The sequence below is a fragment of the Roseateles sp. PN1 genome, assembly GCF_038419725.1.
GTDB lineage: Bacteria > Pseudomonadota > Gammaproteobacteria > Burkholderiales > Burkholderiaceae_C > Paucibacter_A.
Map to the genome: position 1 here is coordinate 69,302 of NZ_JBCARA010000013.1, position 22,476 is coordinate 91,777.

12 protein-coding genes are annotated in these 22,476 nt (G+C 66.8%); 11 read left to right on the top strand and 1 reads right to left on the bottom strand.

Annotation, left to right across the window (positions count from 1 at the left end; all coding sequences use genetic code 11):
* Positions 1-58 precede the first annotated feature (58 nt).
* The 10 genes from AABB87_RS18885 to AABB87_RS18930 all read left to right on the top strand — a co-directional run bounded on the left by AABB87_RS18885 (position 59) and on the right by AABB87_RS18930 (position 20,660).
* Positions 59-610, top strand: a complete 552-nt coding sequence (locus AABB87_RS18885; protein WP_341972818.1) for an NADPH-dependent FMN reductase — start codon at positions 59-61, stop codon at positions 608-610.
* 130 nt (positions 611-740) lie between these two features.
* Positions 741-1,127, top strand: a complete 387-nt coding sequence (locus AABB87_RS18890) for a DUF4398 domain-containing protein (protein ID WP_341972820.1) — start codon at positions 741-743, stop codon at positions 1,125-1,127.
* 53 nt (positions 1,128-1,180) lie between these two features.
* Positions 1,181-2,071 carry an OmpA family protein gene (locus AABB87_RS18895; RefSeq protein ID WP_341972821.1) on the top strand — a complete coding sequence of 297 codons (891 nt, stop codon included), beginning with the start codon at positions 1,181-1,183 and terminating at the stop codon, positions 2,069-2,071.
* 28 nt (positions 2,072-2,099) lie between these two features.
* Positions 2,100-2,336, top strand: a complete 237-nt coding sequence (locus AABB87_RS18900; RefSeq protein WP_058718954.1) for a hypothetical protein — start codon at positions 2,100-2,102, stop codon at positions 2,334-2,336.
* 3 nt (positions 2,337-2,339) lie between these two features.
* Entirely contained in the window at positions 2,340-11,093 is an 8,754-nt protein-coding gene (locus AABB87_RS18905; RefSeq protein WP_341972822.1) for a GH36-type glycosyl hydrolase domain-containing protein, read from the top strand.
* Between the two features lie 75 nt (positions 11,094-11,168).
* Entirely contained in the window at positions 11,169-11,729 is a 561-nt protein-coding gene (locus AABB87_RS18910) for a ferritin-like domain-containing protein (RefSeq protein ID WP_445944887.1), read from the top strand.
* Between the two features lie 62 nt (positions 11,730-11,791).
* Positions 11,792-12,115: a BON domain-containing protein gene (locus tag AABB87_RS18915; protein WP_341972823.1), complete on the top strand. Its 324-nt coding sequence runs from the start codon at positions 11,792-11,794 to the stop codon at positions 12,113-12,115.
* Between the two features lie 91 nt (positions 12,116-12,206).
* On the top strand, positions 12,207-12,431 hold the full coding sequence (locus AABB87_RS18920; protein ID WP_058718956.1) for a CsbD family protein: 225 nt from the start codon (positions 12,207-12,209) through the stop codon (positions 12,429-12,431).
* 169 nt (positions 12,432-12,600) lie between these two features.
* Positions 12,601-18,588 (top strand): alpha-2-macroglobulin family protein, encoded by a 5,988-nt coding sequence (locus tag AABB87_RS18925; protein WP_341972824.1) that lies wholly within the window; start codon positions 12,601-12,603, stop codon positions 18,586-18,588.
* Positions 18,589-18,617: 29 nt separating this feature from the next.
* Positions 18,618-20,660, top strand: coding sequence for a transglycosylase domain-containing protein (locus tag AABB87_RS18930; RefSeq protein WP_341972825.1), 2,043 nt, complete (start codon positions 18,618-18,620; stop codon positions 20,658-20,660).
* Positions 20,661-20,819: 159 nt separating this feature from the next.
* On the opposite strand, the gene ydiK is transcribed toward AABB87_RS18930, so the two are convergent.
* Positions 20,820-21,890, bottom strand: a complete 1,071-nt coding sequence (gene ydiK, locus AABB87_RS18935) for an AI-2E family transporter YdiK (protein WP_341972826.1) — start codon at positions 21,888-21,890, stop codon at positions 20,820-20,822.
* Between the two features lie 86 nt (positions 21,891-21,976).
* Here ydiK and ybaK point away from each other — a divergent pair, with 86 nt between their 5' ends.
* Positions 21,977-22,471: a Cys-tRNA(Pro) deacylase gene (ybaK, locus tag AABB87_RS18940; RefSeq protein ID WP_341972827.1), complete on the top strand. Its 495-nt coding sequence runs from the start codon at positions 21,977-21,979 to the stop codon at positions 22,469-22,471.
* Positions 22,472-22,476: the final 5 nt, after the last annotated feature.

Sequence of the window (22,476 nt, forward strand, 5' to 3'; positions counted from 1 at the left end):
CGCACAGACCCGGCCGCCCAGGCTCGCTAAGTTCAAGCCTCCATTTCCGGAGAGCTTGATGCAGAACTACCAAGTCGCTTTGATCGTCGGCAGCTTGCGCCGCGAATCCTTCAACCAGCGCTTGGCCGGCGCGGTGATGCGCCTGGCGCCGAGCTGGATCAGGTTCAAGGCTGTGGAGATCGGCGATCTGCCGCTCTACAACCAGGATGACGACGACAAGCCCGGCGCGCCGGTGCTGCGCCTGCGCGCCGATCTGCGCTCCTCGCAGGGCTTGCTCTTTGTCTCGCCCGAATACAACCGCTCCATCCCCGGCGTGCTCAAGAACGCACTTGATCATGGCTCGCGCCCTACTGGCCAAAACGCCTGGGCCGGTAAACCGGCGGGGCTGATGGGGGTCTCGCCCGGTGCCACCGGCACCGCGATGGCGCAGCAGCATCTGCGCAATGTGCTCGCCGCCCTGGATGTGCCGGCCATGGGCGTGCCGGAAGTCTTCTTGCAGGCCAAAGAGGGTTTGTTCGACGCCGACGGTGGCTTAGGCGCCGGCAGCAAAGCCTTTATGCAGAGCTGGATGGAGCACTACCTGGCTTGGCTCAAAAAACATGCGGATTAGGCCGTGAGCCCGGCGGCCCGGCCAGGCGGCTGTAGGCCCTGTCCGACAGCTGTTTGCGGGCTCGGCTGATGGCCTCATCGGGCCCGCGCCAGCATCATCCATTCAGCATTTGAAAACCACTGGAGAAGCCATGAAAACTATTGCACCAACGCAGCCGGCGCTGATTCGCCGGGCCGGCTTGAGCCTGTTCAGCGCGATCTTGATCGCTGGCTTGGCGGCCTGCGCCGGTACACCGCCCACGGCCCAGATGGCGCTCAGCAAGGCGGCGGTGGAGCGGGCCGACACCTCGGCCGCCGTGGATGCGCCGGTGCAGGTGGCCGCGGCCCGCCTAAAGCTCAGCCAGGCCAACGCGGCCTTCGCGAACAAAGACTTTGAGTTGGCGCGCCGCTTGGCCGAGCAGGCCGAGGCCGACGCCACCCTGGCCGAGAGCCAAGCCCGCTCAGCGCGTTCCGCCCGCTCTTTGGCCGAAGTGCGCGAAGGCATACGCCAGCTGCGTGACGAGATGTCGCGCAAGTGAAGGCCTGCGTCAATCTAAGTGCCCCCGCGCCAAATCCACAGGAAACCCGTTCCATGAAAACACTGACTCTGAGCCCCAAGACATCGACGCTACTGTTGACCGGCTTGCTGCTGGGCGCTTGCGCCAGCACGCCGCCAACGCCGCCGCCCGCGCTGGTGGATGCACGTCAAGCCGTGGCCAATGCCGCCGCTGACCCGATGGTGCGCCTGCATGCGCCGTTGGAATTGAAAACGGCCAACGATTCGCTCAGCCGCGCCAATGCGCTGCTGCTCAAGGGCGATGCGAGTTCCGACCTGGACAGCGCTGCCTATGTGGCCGCGCAGCAAGCCCGCAGCGCGACCGCGGTGGCGCAGGCCAAGAGCAGCGATGCGGCCGTGCTCAGCAGCGAGGCAGAGCGCGAACGCGCCCGCGCCGATCAACGCGGCCGAGAGCTGGAGCGCTCGCGCAGCCAGACCGGCGTGGCGCAGCGCCAAGCCGCAGCGGCCGAGCAGGTGAGTGAGCGGGCTGTCGCAGTCGCCCGCGACGCCCAGGCCGAGCTGGCCGCCTTGCAAGCGCAAAAGACCGAGCGCGGCATGTTGGTGACGCTGGGTGATGTGCTGTTCGAGCTCAATCGTGCCGAAGTCAAGCCCGCTGCCCAGCAGTCGCTGCGCAAGCTGGCGGACTTTTTGCAGCAATATCCGCAGCGTCAGGTGCTGGTCGAAGGCCATACCGACAATAGCGGCGGTGCGGCTCTGAATGATGCGCTTTCCTTGCGTCGTGCCGATGCCGTCAGGGCGGCCTTGTTGGCCACCCACACCGGGCTGGACGCCGCGCGCATCGCCACGGTCGGCCATGGGGAGCGCTTCCCGGTGGCGGATAACGCGAGCGCCAGCAACCGGGCCATGAACCGCCGGGTCGAGATCTATATCTCGGAGAACGAGCAACCTGTGCGTCCGCGTCGTTGAGCGGCAGCTGAACAGCATGAGGCACGCCATGGCTGATTCCGCTTGCAACTGGAGCACCTCGTCCTTCGGCGACAGTGCCGACACCTCGCCCGGCGAGCTTCAGGCCATGGGCGAACATCTTGGGCTGTGCCGCATCTCGCACGGCCGCATCTTCCGGCTGCGCTGCGCGGCCGAGCGCTTGCATGGCTTTGTGGCGCCGCGTTTCGTCACCAGCCTGGTGCTGGTGCTGATGGTCTTGGTGCTCGGCAGTGTTTTGTTTGGCTAGGTCATGGCTATTGGAGACTTGCAGCGCCTGCTGCCGGAGGTGACCCCCCTCTTGGGCGACATCCTGGGCGGCCAGCGCGGCGCCTTGTTGGCGCCGATTCGGGCGGAGATCTTCGGCCAGCAGCGCTTCGCCCAACATGGCCGCAGCCTCGGCCTCACTCACAAGGCGGAGCGCTCCAGTGCCTTCGCGGCGAGTTTCTTCCCGCGCCTGCGCAGCAATATCCAGGCCTTGCGCCAAGCCCATCTCTACATTGGCGAGCGCGCCAAAAGCGGCTACGACATCAGCCCGGCCGCCGAATGGCTGCTCGACAACTTCCACCTGATCGAGGCCCAGCTCAAAGAGATCCACGAGGGCCTGCCGCAAAGCTATTTCCGCGCCTTGCCGGTGCTGCTGGACGAGCCGCTGGCTGGGCTGCCACGCATCTACGGCGTGGCCTGGGCTTTTGTGGCGCATACCGACGGCGCTTTTGAAGAGGACTTGCTGCTGCACTTCCTGGCCGCCTACCAAGAAACGCGCGAACTCAGCCTGAATGAAATCTGGGCTCTGCCCACCACCTTGCGGGTGGTGCTGGTGGAAAACCTGCGCCGCCTGGCTGAACGCGTGGCCACCAACAAGGCCGCGCGCGAGGTCGCCAATCTCTGCTTTGACCGGCTGGACAGCTTCAATACGCGGGCGTTGGATGAGGTGCTGGCGCTGCTGAACCAGCGCGGCGTCGGGCGGGTGTTTCTGGCCCAGATGGCGCAGCGCCTGCAAGACCAGCGCATGACCGGGGTGCGCTTGAGCGATTCGCTGCCGGCCCGCTGGTTGAGCGAGGCCTTGCCCGATCTGGCCGCGGCGCAGGCGCAGCAGATCGCTGATCAAACGGCGGACAACCTCAGCGTCAGCAATGCCCTGACCAGCTTGCGCGCCATCGGTGATGCCGACTGGCCTGACATCGTCGCCCGCAGCAGCCGCTTGATGCAAATGATGATGGACGCACCGGTGTTTGCCGCCGAGCATATGGTTACGCGGGACCAAAGCCTGCACGCCATTGAGCGCCTGGCGCGGCGCAGCGGGCGCAGTGAAGTGGCCGTGGCGCAGGCCTTGCTGGCGCTGATGCGCCATAGCAGCGAGGGCGACGCCCGGCACTGGCTTTGCGGGCCGGGCCGCCCGACCTTGGTCGCTGCCTTGGGCCTGCCGAAACAAGCGGCCCTGCTGGAGCGCCTGGACAGCTGGCTGGCACGCTGGAGTCGGCCCTTGCGGCTGCCGCTCTATCTGGCCGCCTTGCTGGGCGGCAGCCTGGGTTTGCTGGCCTGGCTATGGCCGGCAGCACTTGGGCTCAATAGCGACCTGAGTGGCTGGCGCATTGTGCTGGCCTTGCTGATCCTGTTCCCGGCCTCGGAGGCGGTGGTGGCGGTGATCAACCGCCTGGTCAGCGAGTCCGCCCGGCCCAGCCATTTGCCACGCCTGGCCCTGGCCCAAGGCATACCAGCCGAGCACCGCGTGATGGTGGTCATTCCTGCCATGCTGAGCAGTGCTGCTGCGGTGACCGAGCTGGTGCACCGCCTGCATCTGCATTACCTGGCCAACCCCGAGTCACAGGCGCAGTTCGCCTTGCTGAGCGATTGGCTGGACGCGCCCACGCCCGAGCTGGTGGGCGACGCCGCCTTGCTGGACTTGGCCTGTGCGCAGCTGGCCGAGCTCAATGCCCGCCACCCGCAAGCCATCGCCTTGCCGGGCGAGGTGCCGGTGGCGCCGCGCTTCATCTTGCTGCACCGGCGCCGGCGCTTCAGCCCCAGCGAGCAGGCCTGGCTGGGCTGGGAGCGCAAGCGTGGCAAGCTGGAGCAGTTGGTGAACCTCTTGGCATCCGCCAGCCCAACGACCGTCATTGAGCCCAGCGCCGACGCCAACGCGGCCCGCGCCTTCATCCCTCTGGGCGAGTTGTCGACGCCGCAGCCCGGCACCCGCTACATCGTCACTTTGGACAGCGACACCCAGCTGCCGCCGGGCCGCTTGCGTGAGCTGGTCGGCGTGGCGGCCCATCCGCACAACCAGCCCGAGCTGGACCCCAGCGGCCGCTTTGTGGCCCAGGGCTATGGCATCTTGCAGCCGCGTGTGGTCACGCCGCTGCCCGCGCCCAAGGACTTCACGCTCTATCACTGGTTCTTTGCCGGCCAATGCGGCGTGGACCCCTACAGCGCCGCCAGCTCCGAGGTCTATCAAGACTTGTTTCAGGAGGGCAGCTTCAGCGGCAAGGGGCTGCTGCATGTGCAAGCCTTGCACGCCGTCTTGAATGCGCGCCTGCCCGAGGGTCAGGTCTTGAGTCATGACTTGCTCGAAGGCGCCCTTGCGCGTTGCGCGGCGCTGAGCGACATCACGGTGGTCGAGGATGCGCCTTTCCATGCCGATGTGGCGGCCTCCCGCGTGCATCGCTGGACCCGTGGCGATTGGCAGCTGTTGCCGATTCTGCTGAACCCCTGGCGCTATCCCTTTGCGGCAGTGAGCCGCTGGAAGATGTTTGACAATCTGCGCCGCTCGCTGGTGGCTCCGGCCTCTTTGTGTTTGCTCCTGCTCTTGCTGAGCCCCGCCGTGGCGGCTTTGGGCTTCTCGGCCTGGGCGGGCCTTGGCCTGGTGTGGGCGGCGGTGGCGGCCGGGCCGCTGCTGGGTGCCTTGGCCGGCTTTGCGCCCAGCCGGGACGATTTGGCGCTGCGCCACTTCTACGGCCGTGCGGCCGCCGACTTGCTGCGCGCGCTGCTCAGCGGCCTGTGGTTGCTGGGCCAGTTGCTGCAACAAGCCCTGATGGCGCTGGACGCCGTGCTGCGGGCGCTCTACCGCCTGCTTGTCAGCCGCCGCCTGCTCTTGCAATGGACCACGGCCGCGGCCGCCCAGGCCGCCGCCAAAACCACGCTGCCCGCAGCGCTGCGCCAGCATTGGCGGGGCGCCGCGCTGGCACTGCTGGCTTGGGGCGCGCTGATGCTCGCCGGCACGGCCAATCCCGGCCTGGCCAGTCTTTTGTGCCTGGCCTGGTTCGCCGCACCCCTGGCCAGCTGGTGGGTCAGTCGGCCCAATCCGGCCTGTGAGCAAGCGCCGCTCTTGGCGCCCGAGCAGGCTTATCTCGAAGCCATTGCGCGCGACACCTGGCGGTTTTTTGAGCGCTGCATCAGCGCCGCCGACCGTCACTTGCCGCCCGACAACCTGCAGCTGGATCCGCAGGACATGCTGGCCCACCGCACCTCGCCGACCAATATCGGCCTCTATCTGCTGGCCAGCGCCTGCGCTCGCGAGTTCGGCTGGATTGGCACGCAGGACTTGCTGGGCCGCCTGGAGGCCACCTTGGCCAGCATGCTGGCGCTGGAGCGTCATCGCGGCCATTTCTTGAATTGGTACGACACCGAGCGCGGCGAAGCGCTGCTGCCGCGCTACGTCTCCACCGTGGACAGCGGCAATCTCTGCGGCCACCTCTTGGCCGCCGCGCAAGCCTGCCGGGCGCTGCGAGCAGATCCTTTTGAAAGCCAGGCTGGCGCGCGCGCATTGCAGGCCGCGCAAACGCGCTTGCAGCCTTTGCTGGCCGGGCGCTGCGGCGGCACGGCGGCGCTGCGTGAGAAGCTGCGTTGGTGCCTGGCCGATCTGCGGGCCACGCGGTGCTCCGTCGTGCTGGATCGGGTCAGCCCCGATTCAGGCCTTGCAGCCACGCGCCTGCTGGCGCTGGCCACGGCGTTTGAGCGCCTGGCGGTCGAGGCGGATTTCAAATTCCTGCACCATCCCAAGCGGCATCTGCTGCACATCGGCTACCGGGTGGCCGAGCAGCAGCTGGACTCGGGCTTTTACGATTTGCTGGCCTCGGAGTCACGCCTGACCAGCTTGTTCGCGATTGCCAAGGGCGATGTGCCGGTGCGCCACTGGGGCGCGCTGGGGCGGCCCTTTTTTGCCGTGGCGGCGGTGGCTGGTCTGCGTTCCTGGTCGGGCTCGATGTTCGAGTACCTGATGCCCAGCCTGGTGCTGGACGAGCCGCATGGCAGCGTTCTGCGTGAGGCCTGCCTCGCGGCTTTGCAAGAACAGATGCGCTTTGCCGAGCAGAACCTCACGCCCTGGGGCATTTCGGAATCGGCCTATGCCGGGCGCGACTACACCCTGGCCTACCAGTACGCGCCGCAAGGCGTGCCCCGCCTGGCCTTGCGGCGCACGCCGACCGAGGAGTTGGTGATCGCGCCCTATGCCACGGCGCTGGCCGCGCAGATTGCACCTCAGGAAGCTTGCCGCAACTTCGCGCGGCTGGAAGCGCTGGGCCCGCCGGGCCTGGTGCGCGGCCGCTATGGTTTCATTGAAGCGCTGGACTATTCGCCTGCGCGGCAGCTGGCCCAAGCCGGCAACACCCGCTTCATGGCAGTCAACACCTTCATGGCCCATCACCAGGGTATGAGCTTGGTGGCGCTGGCCAATGTGCTGCTGGGCGGCCCGGCGCAGCGCTGGGGCATGGCGCCGCCGCAGATCGAGGCGGTGGCCTCGCTGCTGCATGAGCGCGCACCGCGTGAAGTGGCGGTGCTGTTCGAGCCGCCGCAAGGCTGGGTGCGGCAGCCGCGTGAGTTGCGTGCGCCCAGCTTGCTGCGCGAGGTGCTGCCGGGCGACACCGCCGTGGCGCCCACCCATCTGCTGTCAAACGGGAATTACAGCGTGGCGCTGCGCGCCAATGGCGCGGGCTGGAGCCGCTGGGGGCGTTTTGGCATCAGCCGCTGGCGCGACGATGCCTTGCGCGATGCGCTGGGCAGCTTTTTCTATTTGCGCGGCCTGCCTGGGTCAGCTCGATCAGGGCTGTCGGCGCCTTCCGCTCGGAGTGGGCTGGTGTCCATCACCCAGCATCCTGCCCCCGATCCTGCGGCCCAGTACCGCTGCACCTTCCATGCCGACACGGTTTGCTTCGAAGCCAGTTGGCCGCAGCTGCAGGCGCAAACCACGGTCTGGGTCAGCCCCGAGGACGATATCGAGTTCCGCCAGGTCGAGCTGCGCAATCTGGGCCCGCACACCCTGGAGCTGGAACTGATCTCGGCCTTTGAAGTCACGCTGGCGGAGCCGCGTGCCGATGAGGCGCACCCGGCTTTTTCCAATCTCTTTGTGCGCGCCGATTGGCGGCCCGATCACCAGGCCTTGCTGTTCGAACGCAAGCCGCGCCTGGCCACCGAGCAAGGTTTGCTGGCGGTGCACTTTCTGGCCGATGGTGGCCCGCATCTGCTGAGCCTGCGCTGCCAAACCGATCGCCAGCAATGGCTGGGTCGCAATCGCCCGGCCAACCAGCCTTTGGCGAATTTCGATCCCGCTGTGATCAGTGCGGCGGCGCTGCCGCCCGGCGCCACGCTGGCCCAAGACACCGGTCTGGACCCGATGTGCGCCTTGGCCGCGCGCGTGCGCATCGCCGCCAACGCCAAGGTGACGCTGACCTTTGCCACCGCCGCCTCGAACAGCCGCAGCCGCTTGGACGCCATCGTCGACAAATACCGCCAGCCCAGCCATGTGCAGCGGGCGACGTTGATGTCGGCCACGCTGACCGGCATCCGCTTGCGCATGCTGGGCCTCAGCGCCGAGAGCCTGCACGCGCTGCAGTCCCTCAGCACTGCGCTGGTGTTGACGCTGACGCGGCCGCAGGCTGCTTCTGCCGTAGCCGCTGCTGCTGGCATCGAAGCGCCCGCCGCGCTGGAGGGCGCGGCCGCCCCCATCTGTGATCGCCGCCTGCTCTGGCGCTTTGGCATCTCGGGCGATAAGCCGCTGATCTTGGTCTCGGCCGGTGTGTTGCAAGGCCTGGGCCTGGTGCGCACGCTGGCCAAGGCCCTGCGCCTGTGGTCCTGGGGCGGGGTGGCTTGCGATTTGGTGATCGTCAATGCCGAGCCGGCCTCTTATCTGATGCCCTTGCAGCGCGAGCTGACGGCTTTGCGTGAGCGCCATCTGGCTGAAAGCGCGGCCGGGCCATCGGGGGCCCAGGGCTTGAGCGGCCTGCATGTCTTGCGTGCCGATGAACTCTCAGACGCCGAACTGAACAGCCTGCGCAGCCTGGCCTGCCTGCATCTGCATGCCGATGGCCGGCCCCTGACCCATCATGTGGAAGACTGGCTGCAGCAGCACGAACAGGCGCTGGACGCGCGCCTGGAGGCGTCGATGACGGCGGTTGGGCCGGCACTGCTCAGCTCGGCGATGCCCGAGCTGGCTCAGTTCCAGGGCCAGTTCAGCAGCAGCGCCGACGACGAAGCTCAGGGCGAGTTCAGCTTCGACGTCGACGCCCGCTCCCGGCCGCTGCGGCCCTGGATCAATGTGCTGGCCAATCGCGACTTCGGCGCGCAGATATCTGAAGCCGGTGGCGGCTATAGCTGGGCCTTGAACAGCCGCATGAACCAGCTCACGCCCTGGTCCAACGATGCGGTGGCCGATCCGCCGGGCGAATGGTTCTTGTTGCAGGACCTGGCGACGCAGGTAGCCTGGAGCGTGGCGCCGGGCGCTTGGGGGCCGGCCGATGTCAGCCATGAAATCATCCATGGCCAAGGCTATAGCGTGATCAAGCATCGGCGCGGTGATCTGGCGGTGACGGCGACCTGGTGCTTGGATGCACAGCGCTCGGTCAAGCAGGTGGAGCTGGCTTTCGTTAACCATGGCAGCCGAGTTCTGTCCCTGCGCGTGGTGGGCATGGTGGAGTGGCTGATGGGCGCCAACCGCGCCGAGCGCAGCACGGTGCTGACGGCGGCCCGGCCCTCGCGCGCCAGTGACCATCGCCTCAACACCTTGCTGGCCACCCAGCATGAGCGGGCGCAGGGCTTTGGCGATGGCACGGCCTTCTTCGCCCTGGCTGCGCCGGCGGAGATGCACGCCAGGGAAGGGCATGGCGTGGACTGGACCTGCGACCGGCGCGAGTTCTTCGACGCCCGTGGGCGCCTGGTGCTGCCGGACTTTTTTGGCAAGCGCCAGGGCGCTGGACTGGACCCCTGCGCGGCCTTATCGACCCAGCTGATGCTGGCGCCTGGCGCCAGTGCGCAGCGGGTTTTTTTGCTCGGTTACGCAGCCAGCCCGGCCGCCGCCCTGGACTTGGCCGAGCAGGCCGCCGATGTTCTTCCTGCGCGGCGCTTGGCTGCCACGCGTGCCAGTTGGGATGAACTGCTGGGCGCCACCCAGCTGGCAACACCTGACCCTATGTTCGACGCCCTGGTCAACCGCTGGTTGCTTTACCAGACCGTGGCTTGCCGGCTTTGGGCCAAGGCGGGCTTTTATCAAGCGGGCGGCGCCACCGGCTTTAGAGACCAGCTGCAAGACGCCATGGCTCTGGCCTGGGCCGCGCCGGCCATGCTGCGCCAGCAAATCGTGCTGTGCGCCTCGCGCCAGTTCGTCGAGGGCGATGTGCAGCATTGGTGGCACAGCCCGCAAGGGGCCGGCGTGCGCACGCATTTTTCTGACGACTTGCTCTGGCTGCCCTTGGCCTGCGCGCATTACCTGCGCTGCTGTGGTGACGCCGAACTGCTGGACCAAAGCGTGCATTTCCTCGACGGCGCGCAGATCCCCGAGGGCGCCGAAGACGCTTACTACACCCCGACCGAAAGCGCCGAGGCGGCATCTGTTTACGAGCATGGCGCTCGCGCCATCGACCGAAGTTTGAAGGTGGGCGTGCACGGCCTGCCCTTGATGGGCAGCGGCGACTGGAACGACGGCATGAATCGGGTCGGGGCCGAGGGGCGGGGCGAATCCGTCTGGCTGGGCTGGTTCTTGTGCCGGGTGGTGGCCGACTATGCACCGCTGGCGCGGGCACGCGGCGAAAGCTTCCGCGCCTCGGTGTGGGAGAACGCCGCGGCAGGCTGGCGCTCGGCCTTGATCGGGCCGGGCTGGGACGGGCAATGGTTCAAGCGCGCTTTCTTCGACAACGGCGAGGCGCTGGGCAGCGGCCAGAACAAGGAAGCCCGCATCGACCTGATCGCCCAGGCCTGGAGCGTTTTGTCGGGTGCCGCGCCGCCGGCCCTGCAGCGCATCGCCATGGCCGCCGCGAAGACGCATCTGGTGGATGCCGAGGCGGGTTTGCTGCGCTTGCTGGATCCGCCGCTGGTGGATGCCGTGCCAAGCGCCGGTTACATCCAGGCCTATCCGCCGGGCGTGCGAGAGAACGGCGGCCAGTATTCCCACGCCGGGGTCTGGGCCTTGATGGCCCGGGCCCAGCTGGCGCAGGCCAGCCCACAGGCAGAGGAGGGCGCATGGGGCGAACAGGGTGGAGCAGGTGAGGTTACTGAGTTGGTGGGCGACGCGCTGTACCGGTATTTCAGCTATCTGAGCCCGGCCCACCGTGCTGCGCACCCCCAGCGCGGCCCTGTCTACCGGACCGAGCCTTATGTGCTGGCGGGCGATGTCTACAGCCAGCCGCCCTATGTGGGGCGTGGCGGCTGGTCTTGGTACACGGGGGCGGCGGCCTGGTTGCACCGCGCCGCGCTGGAGTCCATCTGTGGCCTGCGGCTGGAGGCGCGCAACTTGAGTTTCACGCCTTGCCTGCCCAGCCACTGGCCGCGTGTGGAGCTGAGGCTCAAGCGGGCCGGCCGGGTGATGCACTTTGTCTTGCTGCGCGGCACGCCGGCCGAGGCGCTGGAGATGGCCCAAGCCTTGGCGGGCCAGGTTCTGCTGCCGGGGCAAAGCCTGGCTTGGGCCGACTTGCCCGAGTTGCCAGCTACCCGCCACTTCCTGATTCCACTCTTGCCCGCTGCGGGCGGCACGCCGGCCCACAGCCCGGCGCGGCTTCTTCCTACAGCGGCAGGCGAAGCGCGCTGATGGTCGCCGGGGCCTGCGTTTTTTAAAGTGGCCTTATCGCTTGGGGCTGCCCCCAAGTTCAACCAGGACCGCGCCATGACGCATCACAAGAATCACGATCAAGCCGCCCAGCCTCATGCGGCGATGCGCCTGGACATGGTGGCCGTTGAGGCCGCCAAGCACAGCTTGGCGCATGGGGCGGTGACGCCCAGCTACGGCCCCTGGGCGGCCGACATCATTCAGTTGCTGAACGATTCGCTGGCGACCGAGCTGGTATGTGTGCTGCGCTACAAGCGCCATCACTTCACCGCCCAGGGCTTGGCTTCGCCCAAGATTGCCGAGGAATTTCTGGTGCATGCCAATGCGGAGGCAGGCCACGCCGACCGGCTGGCCCAGCGCATCGTGCAGCTTGGCGGCGCACCCGACTTTTCACCCGCAACACTGGCCGAGCGCAGCCATGCGGCTTACGACCAGTCCAGCAGCCTGCAGGACATGATCCGCGCCAACCTGATCGCCGAGCGCGTCGCCATCGAGTGCTACAGCCAAATGATCGCGCTGATCGGCGACAAGGACAGCACCACCCGCCGCTTGCTCGAAAGCATCCTCAGCGATGAGCAAGACCATGCCGAGGAACTCAAAGATTGGCTGGCTGCCTAAAGGCTGCCTGGCTCTGTTCTTTCCATTTCTTTTGTTCTAACCCGACCCGGAGACTGACCACCATGAACTCACTCAAACTTCGCAACACCCTGGCCATCATCGTGGCCGCCGCCGCTCTGCTGTCGGCCACCGGCTGTGCCGTGACCCGTGGCCAAGAGCCTCTGGGCGCCTATATCGATGACAGCGCCATCACGACGGCTGTGAAGGCCCGCTTCGTCGACAACACCGACGTTGACGCCGCCGCCATCAGCGTCGAGACGATGAAGGGCACCGTGATGTTGTCCGGCTTCGCCAAGAGCCAGAAGGAAAAAGACACCGCCCAAGCCATGTCTTGGAAGGTCAATGGTGTGAAGGCCGTGAAGAACGAAATCACGGTTCGCCCTTGATGGGCTGTTCAGCGGCTGTGGCGCAACAGCCTCGCCACTGAACTGGGTACTTTTTACGCACACGGTTTTACAAACACTTAGGGAGTCCGCCATGAATTGGGATCGCATTGCAGGGAATTGGAAGCAAGTCAGCGGCCGCGCTGTTGAGCAATGGGGCAAGCTGAGCAAGGACGACTTTGATGTCGTCGCCGGCCGCCGCGAAATTCTGGCCGGCAAGATCCAGGAACGCTACGGCGTCGCCAAGGAAGAGGCCGAGTCGCAGATTGCCGCTTGGGAGCGCACGGTCACCGATGACTGGTTCACGTCAGCGAAGTAAGCAGCAGTTTTGATTGGCGGCCCCTGTGCGCGTGCGTACAGGGGCCGCTGTCGTTTTGGGCCGGGCTGCAGGCGGTCAGTAGGTGTAGCAGATTCATCCCCGGCCTTGCGCCGCCGCCTTAGACTCTCGCGCGAGGCCGTCAGGTGACGGACGCCGAAGGAGCGTAGGGATGAGAAAAAGTTTTATTTGGCAGAGCTCACAGCGCTTGGGCCGTGCCGCGATGTTTGGCCTGGGTTTGCTGGCTTTGCCGCTCGCCGGGCTCGCCGCCACGACGGTGCGCCTCAGCCCGGATGGCCAAGCCGGCCTCGTCAGCGAAGTCCGTCAGCTGCGCCTGAGTTTTTCTGATGCGGTCGTGCCCGCCGGCGACCCACGCCTGCCCGCGCCTGCCACCCTGCAATGCGCCGGTTTCCCTAAGCCACCCGCCGGACAGGGGCGTTGGTCCAGCGAGCGCGAGTGGCTGTTGGATCTGCAACAGCCCCTGCCGGCCAGCTCGGTCTGCAAAGTCACGCTGGACCCGCAGTTCAAACCCCTCGCCGGCATCAGCTTGAGCGGCCCGCGTGAGTTTGAGTTGCGCACCGGCGCGCCGGTGGTGAGCCGTGTGCAGCCCTGGGAGGGCAGCCAGATCGAGGAAGACCAGCATTTCCTGCTGCAGTTCAACGGCCCGGTCAGCGATGCCATGCTGGCCAAAAAGGCCTGGTGCGAGGTCGAGGGCTTGGGCGAGCGCCTGCCCGTCAAGCGGGTGGAGGGCGCCGAGCGCGCCGCCGTGCTGGCCGCCAAACGCCTCAGCGGCAAGCAGGCCGATTGGGCGGTGCTGCTCAACTGCCAGCGCCCCTTGCCGCCCGAAGCCCAGGTGCTGATCAAGTGGCAGCATGGCACGGGTTCAGGTGCCAGTGCTTCGGGTGAGGCCGGTGTGCAGCGCTACCAGTTCCAGGTGCGCCGGCCCTTCACGGCGGAGTTCAGTTGCGAGCGCGAACGCGCCCAGGCGCCATGCCTGCCGATCCGCCCCCTGCGCGTCTTGTTCAGCGAAGCCGTGCCGCGCGAGCAGGCCCTGCGCATGCGACTGCAGCCCAAGAGTGGTGCGGCAATAGCGCCGCGCGTGGACAAAGACAATACCCAGGCCGAGCTGAGCGAGCTGCAATTCGCCCCGCCCCTGGCCGAGAACGCCGAATACAGCCTGCAAGTGCCGCCCGAGCTGCGCGACCGCAGTGGCCGCCCGCTGGCCAATGCCGCCAATCTTGCCGCACTGAAGATCCAGACCGGCACCGCGCCGCCGCTGGCCAAGTTTGCGGCCGCACCCTTTGGCATCATCGAGCGCGAGGCCCAGGGCCCCGCCGTGCTGCCGGTGACCATGCGCCATGTGCAAGCCGATTGGGCGGCAGATGCTGCGGCCGGTGCCGCCCTGAAGGCGGGCGGCCAGATCCGCATCAAACGCCTGGGCAATGATGCTGAGGTACTGGCCTGGTACAACAAGCTGCGCCGCTATCACGAGAACACCTTGCTGGCCCGCGAGCTGGGCCTGCCCGCCGCGCAATGGCAGGAAACGCAAACCTGGACCGACGGCCAAGGCCGCAGCCAGAGCCGGCAAGTGCCGCGTTATGTGCACACCCGCGAGGTCTCGCTGCTGCAGAACGACCGTGCGGCGCAGACCTTGAAGCTGCCCGATCCTGCCGAGGGCAAGGGCAAAGAGAACGGCGAAGCGACGAGACCCTTCGAGGTGATCGGCCTGCCCCTGACCGAGCCGGGCTATCACGTGGTTGAAATCGCTTCGCCGCGCCTGGGTGCGGCCCTGCTGGACAAAGCCAACACCAGCATGTTTGTGCGCACCGGTGTGCTGGTCACCAATCTGGGCGTGCATTTCAAGCAAGGGCGTGAGAACAGCCTGGTCTGGGTGACCCGGCTGGACAATGCCAAGCCGGTGGCGGACGCCGAGCTGGCCATCTACGACTGCCGTGGCAAACGCTTGTGGAGCGGCCGCAGCGACGCCCAAGGCCTGGCCCGCATTCAAGACAGCCTGCCCCTCACACCGCGTGGTTCGAATGCCAGCTGCGAGGCTGAGTACGGCTTGTTCGTGACCGCGAGAACTGCAGCTGGTGCGGGTGGCGACGCCAAATCGCCAGCGGATATGGCGTTTGTGTTCAGCAATTGGAATCAGGGCATCGAGCCCTGGCGCTTCAATCTGCCCACCTCCAGCGACCGCAACCCGGATCTGCGCGCCCACACGGTGCTGGATCGCAGCCTGCTGCGCGCCGGGGAAACCGTGTCGATGAAGCACTTTTTGCGCATCGAGACTGGCACCGGCCTGGCCTTGCCAACGCCCGCGCATTTGCCCGATCAAGTGCAGCTGACCCACGAGGGTACGGGCCAGCAAACCCTTATCCCCTTGCAGTGGCCCAGCCCGCGCAGCAGCAGCTCGCAGTGGCAGATTCCGGCCAATGCCAAGCTGGGCAGCTACCGCATCAACCTGCTGCGTGCGGCCAAGAACGGCCAGCCCGCGCGTGCCTGGGACAGCGGCGAGTTCCGGGTGGAGGAATTCCGCGTCCCCCTGGTGCTGGCCCAGATCAGCGCGCCCAAGCAAGTGCCGGTGGCGCCAACTGAGCTGCGCCTGAGCGCGCAGCTGAACTACCAGTCGGGCGGCGGCATGGCGCAGGCCCCCCTCAAGCTCTCGGCCCTGCTGCGGCCACGTGCCGTGCAGTTCGCGGCTTACCCCGGCTTCAGCTTTGATCCGCCACGCAGTGATGCGCAATACATCGGTGCTGGCGAGGCCGATGCGGGCGAGGACGGCGAAGGGGACGCCAGCCAGGCCGCCCTGGGCAGTAAGCTGGTGGCCGACAAGGTGGCTTTGCTGAGTGACCGCAATGGCGCGGCCGAGCTGCTGCTCAAACCCTTACCCAAGCTGGAGCGGCCCTCCGAGCTGCAAGTCGAGCTGAGCTATGCCGACCCGAATGGTGAAATCAAGACCGCCAGCCAGCGCATCGCCCTGTGGCCCGCCAAGCTGGTGCTGGGCCTGCGGGCTTCGTCCTGGACCAGTAATCGCGACGGTCAACTGAAATTCACCGTGCTGGCGCTGGACACCGCCGGCAAGCCGCAGGCCGGTCAGCGCCTGGAGGTGCGCGGCCGGGTCAACCAAACCATCAGCAGCCGCAAACGCATGGTGGGTGGCTTTTACGCTTACGACAACCATGTCGAGCATCGTGATCTGGGCGTGGTGTGCAGCGGCACTAGCGATGCCCAGGGCTTGCTGAGCTGTGAGCCGCGGGTGGATGCTAACGGTGAGGTAGAGCTGATCGCCAAGGCGCAGGATGCCGAAGGCCGCAGCGTGCAGGCCGCCACCACCATGTGGATGAGTGCCGGCGGTGAGCAGTGGTTTGCCCAAAGCAATGACGACCGCATCGATGTGCTGCCGGAAAAGCAGCGCTACGAGCCCGGCGAAACCGCGCGCCTGCAAGTGCGCATGCCTTACCGTGAGGCCACGGCGCTGGTGGCGATCGAGCGCGAGGGTGTGATCGACACCCGCGTGATCACCCTCAGCGGCCAAGACCCGACCATCTCGCTCAAGATCGAGCCGAGCTGGGCGCCCAATGTCTACGTCAGCGTGCTGGCCTTGCGGGGCCGCATCCACCATGTGCCCTGGTACAGCTTTTTCAGCTGGGGCTGGCGTGCGCCGCTGAACTGGTGGCAGAGCTGGCGTGAGTCGCGCGCCATGCCGGCGCCCACCGCCCTGGTGGATCTGGCCAAACCGTCCTACAAATTCGGTGTGGCCGCCTTCCAGGTGGGCCAGGCCGCCCATCAGCTGCAAGTGACGGTCACGCCCGACAAAGCCCAGTACGGCGTGCGCCAGACGGTGCGTGCCAAGCTCAAGGTGCTGCAGCCCGACGGCAAGCCGCTGGCCGATGCCGATGTGGCTTTTGCCGCCGTGGATGAAGGCCTGCTGAACCTGCGCGCCAATACCAGCTGGGATCTGCTGGGCGCCTTGATCCGCCAGCGGGCCTGGGGGGTGGAGACGTCTACCGCGCAGAGCGAAATCATCGGCCGGCGCCACTATGGCCGCAAGGCCGTGGCGGCCGGTGGCGGCGGCGGGCAGGGTGCCACCCGAGAGCTGTTTGACACCTTGCTTTTGTGGCGCCCCAGCGTGAAGCTGGACGCCCAGGGCGAGGCGCTGATCGAGGTGCCGCTGAATGATTCGCTGACCAGCTTCCGCTTGGTGGCGATTGCCGATGCCGGCGCCCAGCGCTTTGGCAGCGGCCAGGCCACGGTGCGGGTGACGCAAGACTTGCAAGTGCTGTCCGGCCTGCCGCCCCTGGTGCGTGAGGGCGACCAATTCCAAGCCATGCTGACCCTGCGCAATAGCAGCAGCCGCGCCATGAGCTTGCAGGCCACGCTGCAGGCGCCGGGGCTGGAAAAGCCTTTGCCCGCCCAAAGTGTTCAGCTGGCCGCCGGTGCTGCCGCCCAAGTGCAGTGGCCGGTGACGGTGCCGGTCGGCGTGCAAAGCCTCACTTGGGAGGCCGCAGCGCAAGAGCAGGGCGCTGCCGCCAATGCGAGTGGCGCGGCCCAAGACCGCCTGAAGTTCAAGCAAAGCGTGCTGCCCGCCGTGCCCTTGCAGGTCTTGCAAGCCAGCCTGACTCAGCTGGACGGCAAGTTCAGCCTGCCAGTGGCGCCGCCGGCTGATGCCTTGCCGCTGAGCGGCGTCAAGCGCGGCGGCATTCAGCTCAGCCTCTTGCCCAAGCTCGGCGGCGATCTGCCCGGCCCGCGCCGTTTCTTTGAGACTTATCCCTATAGCTGCCTGGAGCAAATGGCCTCCAAAGCCATCGGCCTGCATGACGACGCGCTGTGGCAGGCTTGGGGCGCCAAGCTGCCGGGCTATTTGGACCGGGACGGCCTGGCCAGCTACTTCCCGCCGGCGCCGGAAGCCGCTGCAGGCGGCAGCGAACGCCTCACCGCCTATCTGATCGCGGCCGCTCATGAGGCCGGGCGGGAGATTCCCGCGGTGCCGCGCGCCCGCATGCTGGACGGCCTGACGGCTTTTGTCGAAGGGCGTTTGCTGCGCCAGCCTTGGACGCCCAAGCCCGGGCAACTGGACCAGCAAGTGCGCCGCTTGGCCGCGCTGGAGGCCTTGTCCCGGCACGGCCGCGCCACGCCAGCCATGCTCAGTACGGTGGACGCTCAGGCGCTGCCGACCTGGCCGACTGCCGCCGTGCTGGACTGGCTGCAAATCCACCAGCGCTTGCAGTCCGCGCCGCAGCGCCAGGCCCGCATTCTTGAGGCGCAAAACCTGCTGCGCAGCCGCCTTACCTATGCCGGCACCACCTTGCGCTTCAGCACCGAGGAAGGCGATGCCTGGTGGTGGTTGATGGACAGTGCCGACGCCAATGCCTCGCGCCTGCTGCTGGCTGTGTTGGACGACACGACTTGGGCGACTGAGTTGCCGCGCTTGCTTCAAGGCACGCTGGCGCGCCAGCGCTTGGGCGCCTGGTCCACCACCACGGCCAATCTGTGGGGTGTGCTGGCGCTGGACAAGTTCAGTGCCAGATTTGAGCGCGTTGCTGTGAGTGGCCGCACTCGGGCCGAGCTGGGCGCTCAGACCCAAAGCCTGGACTGGGCCACGCAAGCCAAGGGCGGCAGCCTCTTGATGCCCTGGGCCAGCGGCACTTTGACGCTGACGCAAGAGGGCACGGGCAAGCCTTTCGTGACCACCCAGTCGCTGGCGGCCGTGCCGCTCAAGCAGCCCTTGTATTCGGGCTACCGCCTGACGCGCACCTTGCTGCCGGTGGAGCAAAAGACGGCGGGCAAATGGTCGCGTGGCGATGTTTTGAAGGTGCGGCTGGAGCTGGAAGCCAGCAGCGATATGAGCTGGGTGGTGCTGGCCGACCCGCTGCCGCCCGGTGCGGCGGTGCTGGGCTCAGGGCTGGGCGGTGATAGCGAATTGGCCCAGCAAGGTCAGCGCAATCAAAGCTCCATCTGGCCCACTTTTGAAGAGCGCAGCTTCGAGGCTTGGCGTGGCTATTTCGACTATCTGCCGCGCGGCAAGCACACGGTGGAGTACCTCGTGCGCCTGAACAATGCCGGCCGCTTCCAGCTGCCCGGCACCCGCGCCGAGGCCATGTATGCGCCCGATAGCTTCGGCGTGCTGCCGCAGCAGCAGATGGAGGTTGGGCCTTGAGGAGGAGTAGGGCGGCGCTTGCCTCGGTTTTGGCACTTGGTCTCGCGCTGAGCTTGCTGGCCCCGCCAGCAGCGGCGCAGGCCAGCTTTGCCGAGGTCAAGGCCGCCCACAAAGTCTCTGACTTCATTTTGCTGGACCGCCAGGGTCAGGTCTTGCAGACCTTGCGCCTGGACATGCAACGCCGCAGCCTGGCGTGGGTCCCTTTGGCCGAGATGTCGCCCGCCTTGCTGACGGCCATGCTGCTGGGTGAGGACCAGCGCTTTTACGCCCACAGCGGCGTCGATTGGGCGGCGGTGGCCAGTGCCGGTTTTGGCAATTTGTGGAACACCCGCACGCGCGGTGCGTCCACCATCACCATGCAGTTGGCCGGCTTGCTCGATGACGGCTTGGCCCGCCCCAGCGGCGGCCGCAGCCTGGGCCAAAAGCTCGGCCAGGCCTGGCAGGCCGGGCGGCTGGAGCGCAACTGGAGCAAGGCGCAGATCCTGGAGGCCTATCTCAATAGCGTGCCTTTCCGGGGCGAGGTGATCGGCATCCTTGCGCTGAGCCAAACCCTGTTCGGCAAACATCCTTCCGGGCTGACGACCCAGGAGGCCGCCCTGGCCGCCGCCCTGGTGCGCGCGCCCAATGCCGCGCCTGTGCGCGTGGCCGAGCGTGCTTGTGCCTTGCTCAAGCTGCAGGGGGTGGCTGCCAACTGCGCGGCAGTACAGGGTCAGGTCGAGGCCTTGCTGGCCAGGCCCGCCTCACCGCTGCAAGGCGAGGCCCTGGCGCCGCATTACGCGCGCCAAGTGCTCAAAGCAGATGGCCCGCCGCGCCAGGCCAGCAGCCTGGACGCCGGCCTGCAGCGCCAGGCCCTGAACCTGCTGCGCCAGCAACTGGCCGAGTTGTCCGGCCGCAATGTGGAGGACGGCGCTGTGCTGGTGCTGGACCGGGCCAGCGGCGCGGTGCTGGCCTGGGTGGGCAGCAGCGGGGACGACTATTCCAGCGCGGCCCAGGTCGACGGCGTGCTGGCGCGGCGCCAACCGGGCTCCACGCTCAAGCCCTTCATCTACCAGCTGGCCTTGGAAAAAAAGCTGATCACTGCGGCCAGCTGGCTGGACGATTCCGCGGCGCAGATCAGCACCCCGTCCGGCCTCTATCTGCCGCAGAACTATGACAAGACTTTTCGCGGCTATGTGTCGGCGCGTGCCGCGCTGGGCAATAGCCTGAATGTGCCAGCCGTCAAACTGACCGCCATGCTGGGCGTGGACCCGCTGTTCGAGCGCCTCAATGCCCTGGGCCTGGGGCTGCGTGAGAGTGCGGGCTTTTACGGCCTGTCGCTGGCCCTGGGTAGCGCCGAGGTGAGCTTGCTCAAGCTGACCCAGGCCTACCGGACGCTGGCCAATGACCGCTCACCCGCCGCCTTCATCGTGGCTGACATGCTGGCCGACAACAATGCCCGCGCGCTCACTTTCGGCCTCGACAGCCCCTTGGCCACCAGCGGCTTTGCGGCCGTCAAAACCGGCACCAGCAAAGATATGCGCGACAACTGGTGCCTGGGTTTTTCTGAGCGCTTTGTGGTCGGCGTCTGGGTCGGCAATGCCAGCGGCGCGCCCATGCACGGGGTCAGCGGCATCAGCGGCGCGGCGCCGATCTGGGCCGGCTTGATGCGCCATCTGCACCGAGGCCGCCCCTCACGCGCGCCGCAGCCGCCGGCCGGCGTGCTGCATCAGCGCGTGGAGTTCGAGGCCCAGCGGGAGCCCTCCCGCGAAGAATGGTTTGTGGCCGGCACCGAACAGGCCCTGATGCGCAGTACCGCCCAGATGGGCGCACGCGCCGCCATGGGCATTGCCAGCCCACGCGATGGCAGCATTTTTGCGCTGGACCCCGACATTCCACCGCAAGCCCAACGCATCCGCTTCGAAGGCCAGACGGGGTTGTGGGAGCTCAATGGCAAAGCCCTGGGCCGAGGCGCCAGCTGGCAATGGGCGCCAAAGCCGGGCAAGCACCGCCTGCGCCTGCTGGATGCCCGGGGTCAGGTCTTGCAGGCGGTGGTATTTGAGGTGCGTGGGGCGGAGCTGTTGAAGAAGCCTTAGAACTTGTCCGTGAATAGGCGGGTCAGAGGATGGCAAGGCGATTTGAGCGCAGAGCAAGGCGAAGACCGGAGCGATACCCGTAGGTATCGCGAGGATCTGCAACGCAGCAATGCGTTCAAAGCGGCCGCCAGCCGACCCCGACTATTGACGGATAAGTTCTTAGTGGCTTTCCTCTGGCGGCATGTCATCGCCGATCCAGGCGATCAGCATGGTGTAGGTCACGGCCAGCACCACCGGCCCCACAAACAGGCCCACCAAGCCGAAGGCCAGCAAGCCGCCGATGACGCCGGAGAAGATCAGCAGCAGGGGCAGGTCGGCCCCCTTTTTGATCAACCAGGGGCGCAGCACATTGTCCAGCGAGGTGATTATCACCGTGAAGATCAGCAGCACCGTGCCCCAGGTGTTGTCACCGCTCCAGTACAACCAGCCCACGGCGGGGGCGAGCACCAGCACCGGCCCGATCTGCGCCAGGCAGGCCATGAACATCACGGCGGCCAGCAGGCCGGCAAAGGGCACACCGACGATCAGCAAGGCCACGCCGCCCAGCGAGGATTGCACGATGGCCGTCACCACAATGCCCAGCGCCACGCCGCGAATCGCTTGACCGGCCAAGGTGATGACTTGGTCACCCTGGGCACCGGCTAGACGCAAGGCAAAGCCGCGCACACCGCGCGCGGCGGTTTCGCCGCAGCTGTAAAGCACGCCGGCAATGCCCACCGTGATCAGGAACTGCAGGCCAATCATGCCAAGGCCGCCGGCCTGACCCGCCAGCCATTTGAAGGAGATGCCGAAATAGGGTTTGACCAAGGCCATCACATAACCGTAGCCATCCACGGCCACGCGGTGCCAGATCTCCGCCACGCTGCCGCCCACCAGGGGCAGGTCGCCCACCCATTCGGGCGGCTCCGGCAACCTTGAGTCGGCCAGTTTGTTGGCCAGGGCCACCACGCTGTCCGCATGGGTGATCATGGCGCCCAAGGCAATCGACAAGGGCACGAAGAGCACCAGCAGCAAGGCCAGCACCATCACGGCGGTGGCCAGGCCGCGCCGGCCCCACAGCCGCGCTTGCAGGCCGCGCATCATTGGCCAGGTGGCCACCACCACCATGGTGGCCCAAATCAAAGGCCCGAGAAAAGGGCGCAGCACCCATAGCGAGGCGGCCATCATTAGCGCGACGCTCACGATGGCCAGCAAATTGCGGATGAGTTCGGGGCGGGGCGTGTTGCTCATGGGCGGGGGGGCTGCGGGCTCAGAAGAATGGCGATGGGCCAGATTCTGACTGCAGTCGGAGAAAATGCCCGCAGGAGCAAGAAAACATGAGTAAGAAAACAGTCCACGTCAGCGAGACCCCGGCCACGCAGATGCTGCGCCGCCAGGGCGTTAGCTTCACCGAGCATGTGTATGACTACGTCGAGCATGGCGGAACCGGGGAGTCCTCGCGCCAGCTCGGCGTGCCCGAGCATGAGGTCATCAAGACTCTGGTGATGCAGGATGAAAAAGCCCAGCCCCTGATCGTGCTGATGCACGGCGACCGCCAGGTCAGCCTGAAGGAGTTGGCGCGGCAAATTCCCTGCAAAAAGGTCGAGCCCTGCAAGCCCGAAGTGGCGCAACGCCACAGCGGCTATATGGTGGGCGGCACCTCGCCGTTTGGCTGCAAGAAGGCCATGCCCATCTATGTGGAGGCGACGATTCTTGAGCTGCCGCGCATCTGCATCAACGGCGGCCGGCGTGGTTTTTTGGTTGGCTTGGCGCCTCATCTCTTGGTCGAACTGCTGGCAGCGCGGCCGGTTCACTGTGCCAGTGCAGAATAGCGCCC

Coding starts and splice junctions, on each gene's coding strand:
- AABB87_RS18885 (WP_341972818.1), top strand. CDS start 59: ATGCAGAACTACCAAGTCGCTTTGATCGTCGGCAGCTTGCGCCGCGAA.
- AABB87_RS18890 (WP_341972820.1), top strand. CDS start 741: ATGAAAACTATTGCACCAACGCAGCCGGCGCTGATTCGCCGGGCCGGC.
- AABB87_RS18895 (WP_341972821.1), top strand. CDS start 1,181: ATGAAAACACTGACTCTGAGCCCCAAGACATCGACGCTACTGTTGACC.
- AABB87_RS18900 (WP_058718954.1), top strand. CDS start 2,100: ATGGCTGATTCCGCTTGCAACTGGAGCACCTCGTCCTTCGGCGACAGT.
- AABB87_RS18905 (WP_341972822.1), top strand. CDS start 2,340: ATGGCTATTGGAGACTTGCAGCGCCTGCTGCCGGAGGTGACCCCCCTC.
- AABB87_RS18910 (WP_445944887.1), top strand. CDS start 11,169: ATGACGCATCACAAGAATCACGATCAAGCCGCCCAGCCTCATGCGGCG.
- AABB87_RS18915 (WP_341972823.1), top strand. CDS start 11,792: ATGAACTCACTCAAACTTCGCAACACCCTGGCCATCATCGTGGCCGCC.
- AABB87_RS18920 (WP_058718956.1), top strand. CDS start 12,207: ATGAATTGGGATCGCATTGCAGGGAATTGGAAGCAAGTCAGCGGCCGC.
- AABB87_RS18925 (WP_341972824.1), top strand. CDS start 12,601: ATGAGAAAAAGTTTTATTTGGCAGAGCTCACAGCGCTTGGGCCGTGCC.
- ydiK (WP_341972826.1), bottom strand. CDS start 21,890: ATGAGCAACACGCCCCGCCCCGAACTCATCCGCAATTTGCTGGCCATC.
- ybaK (WP_341972827.1), top strand. CDS start 21,977: ATGAGTAAGAAAACAGTCCACGTCAGCGAGACCCCGGCCACGCAGATG.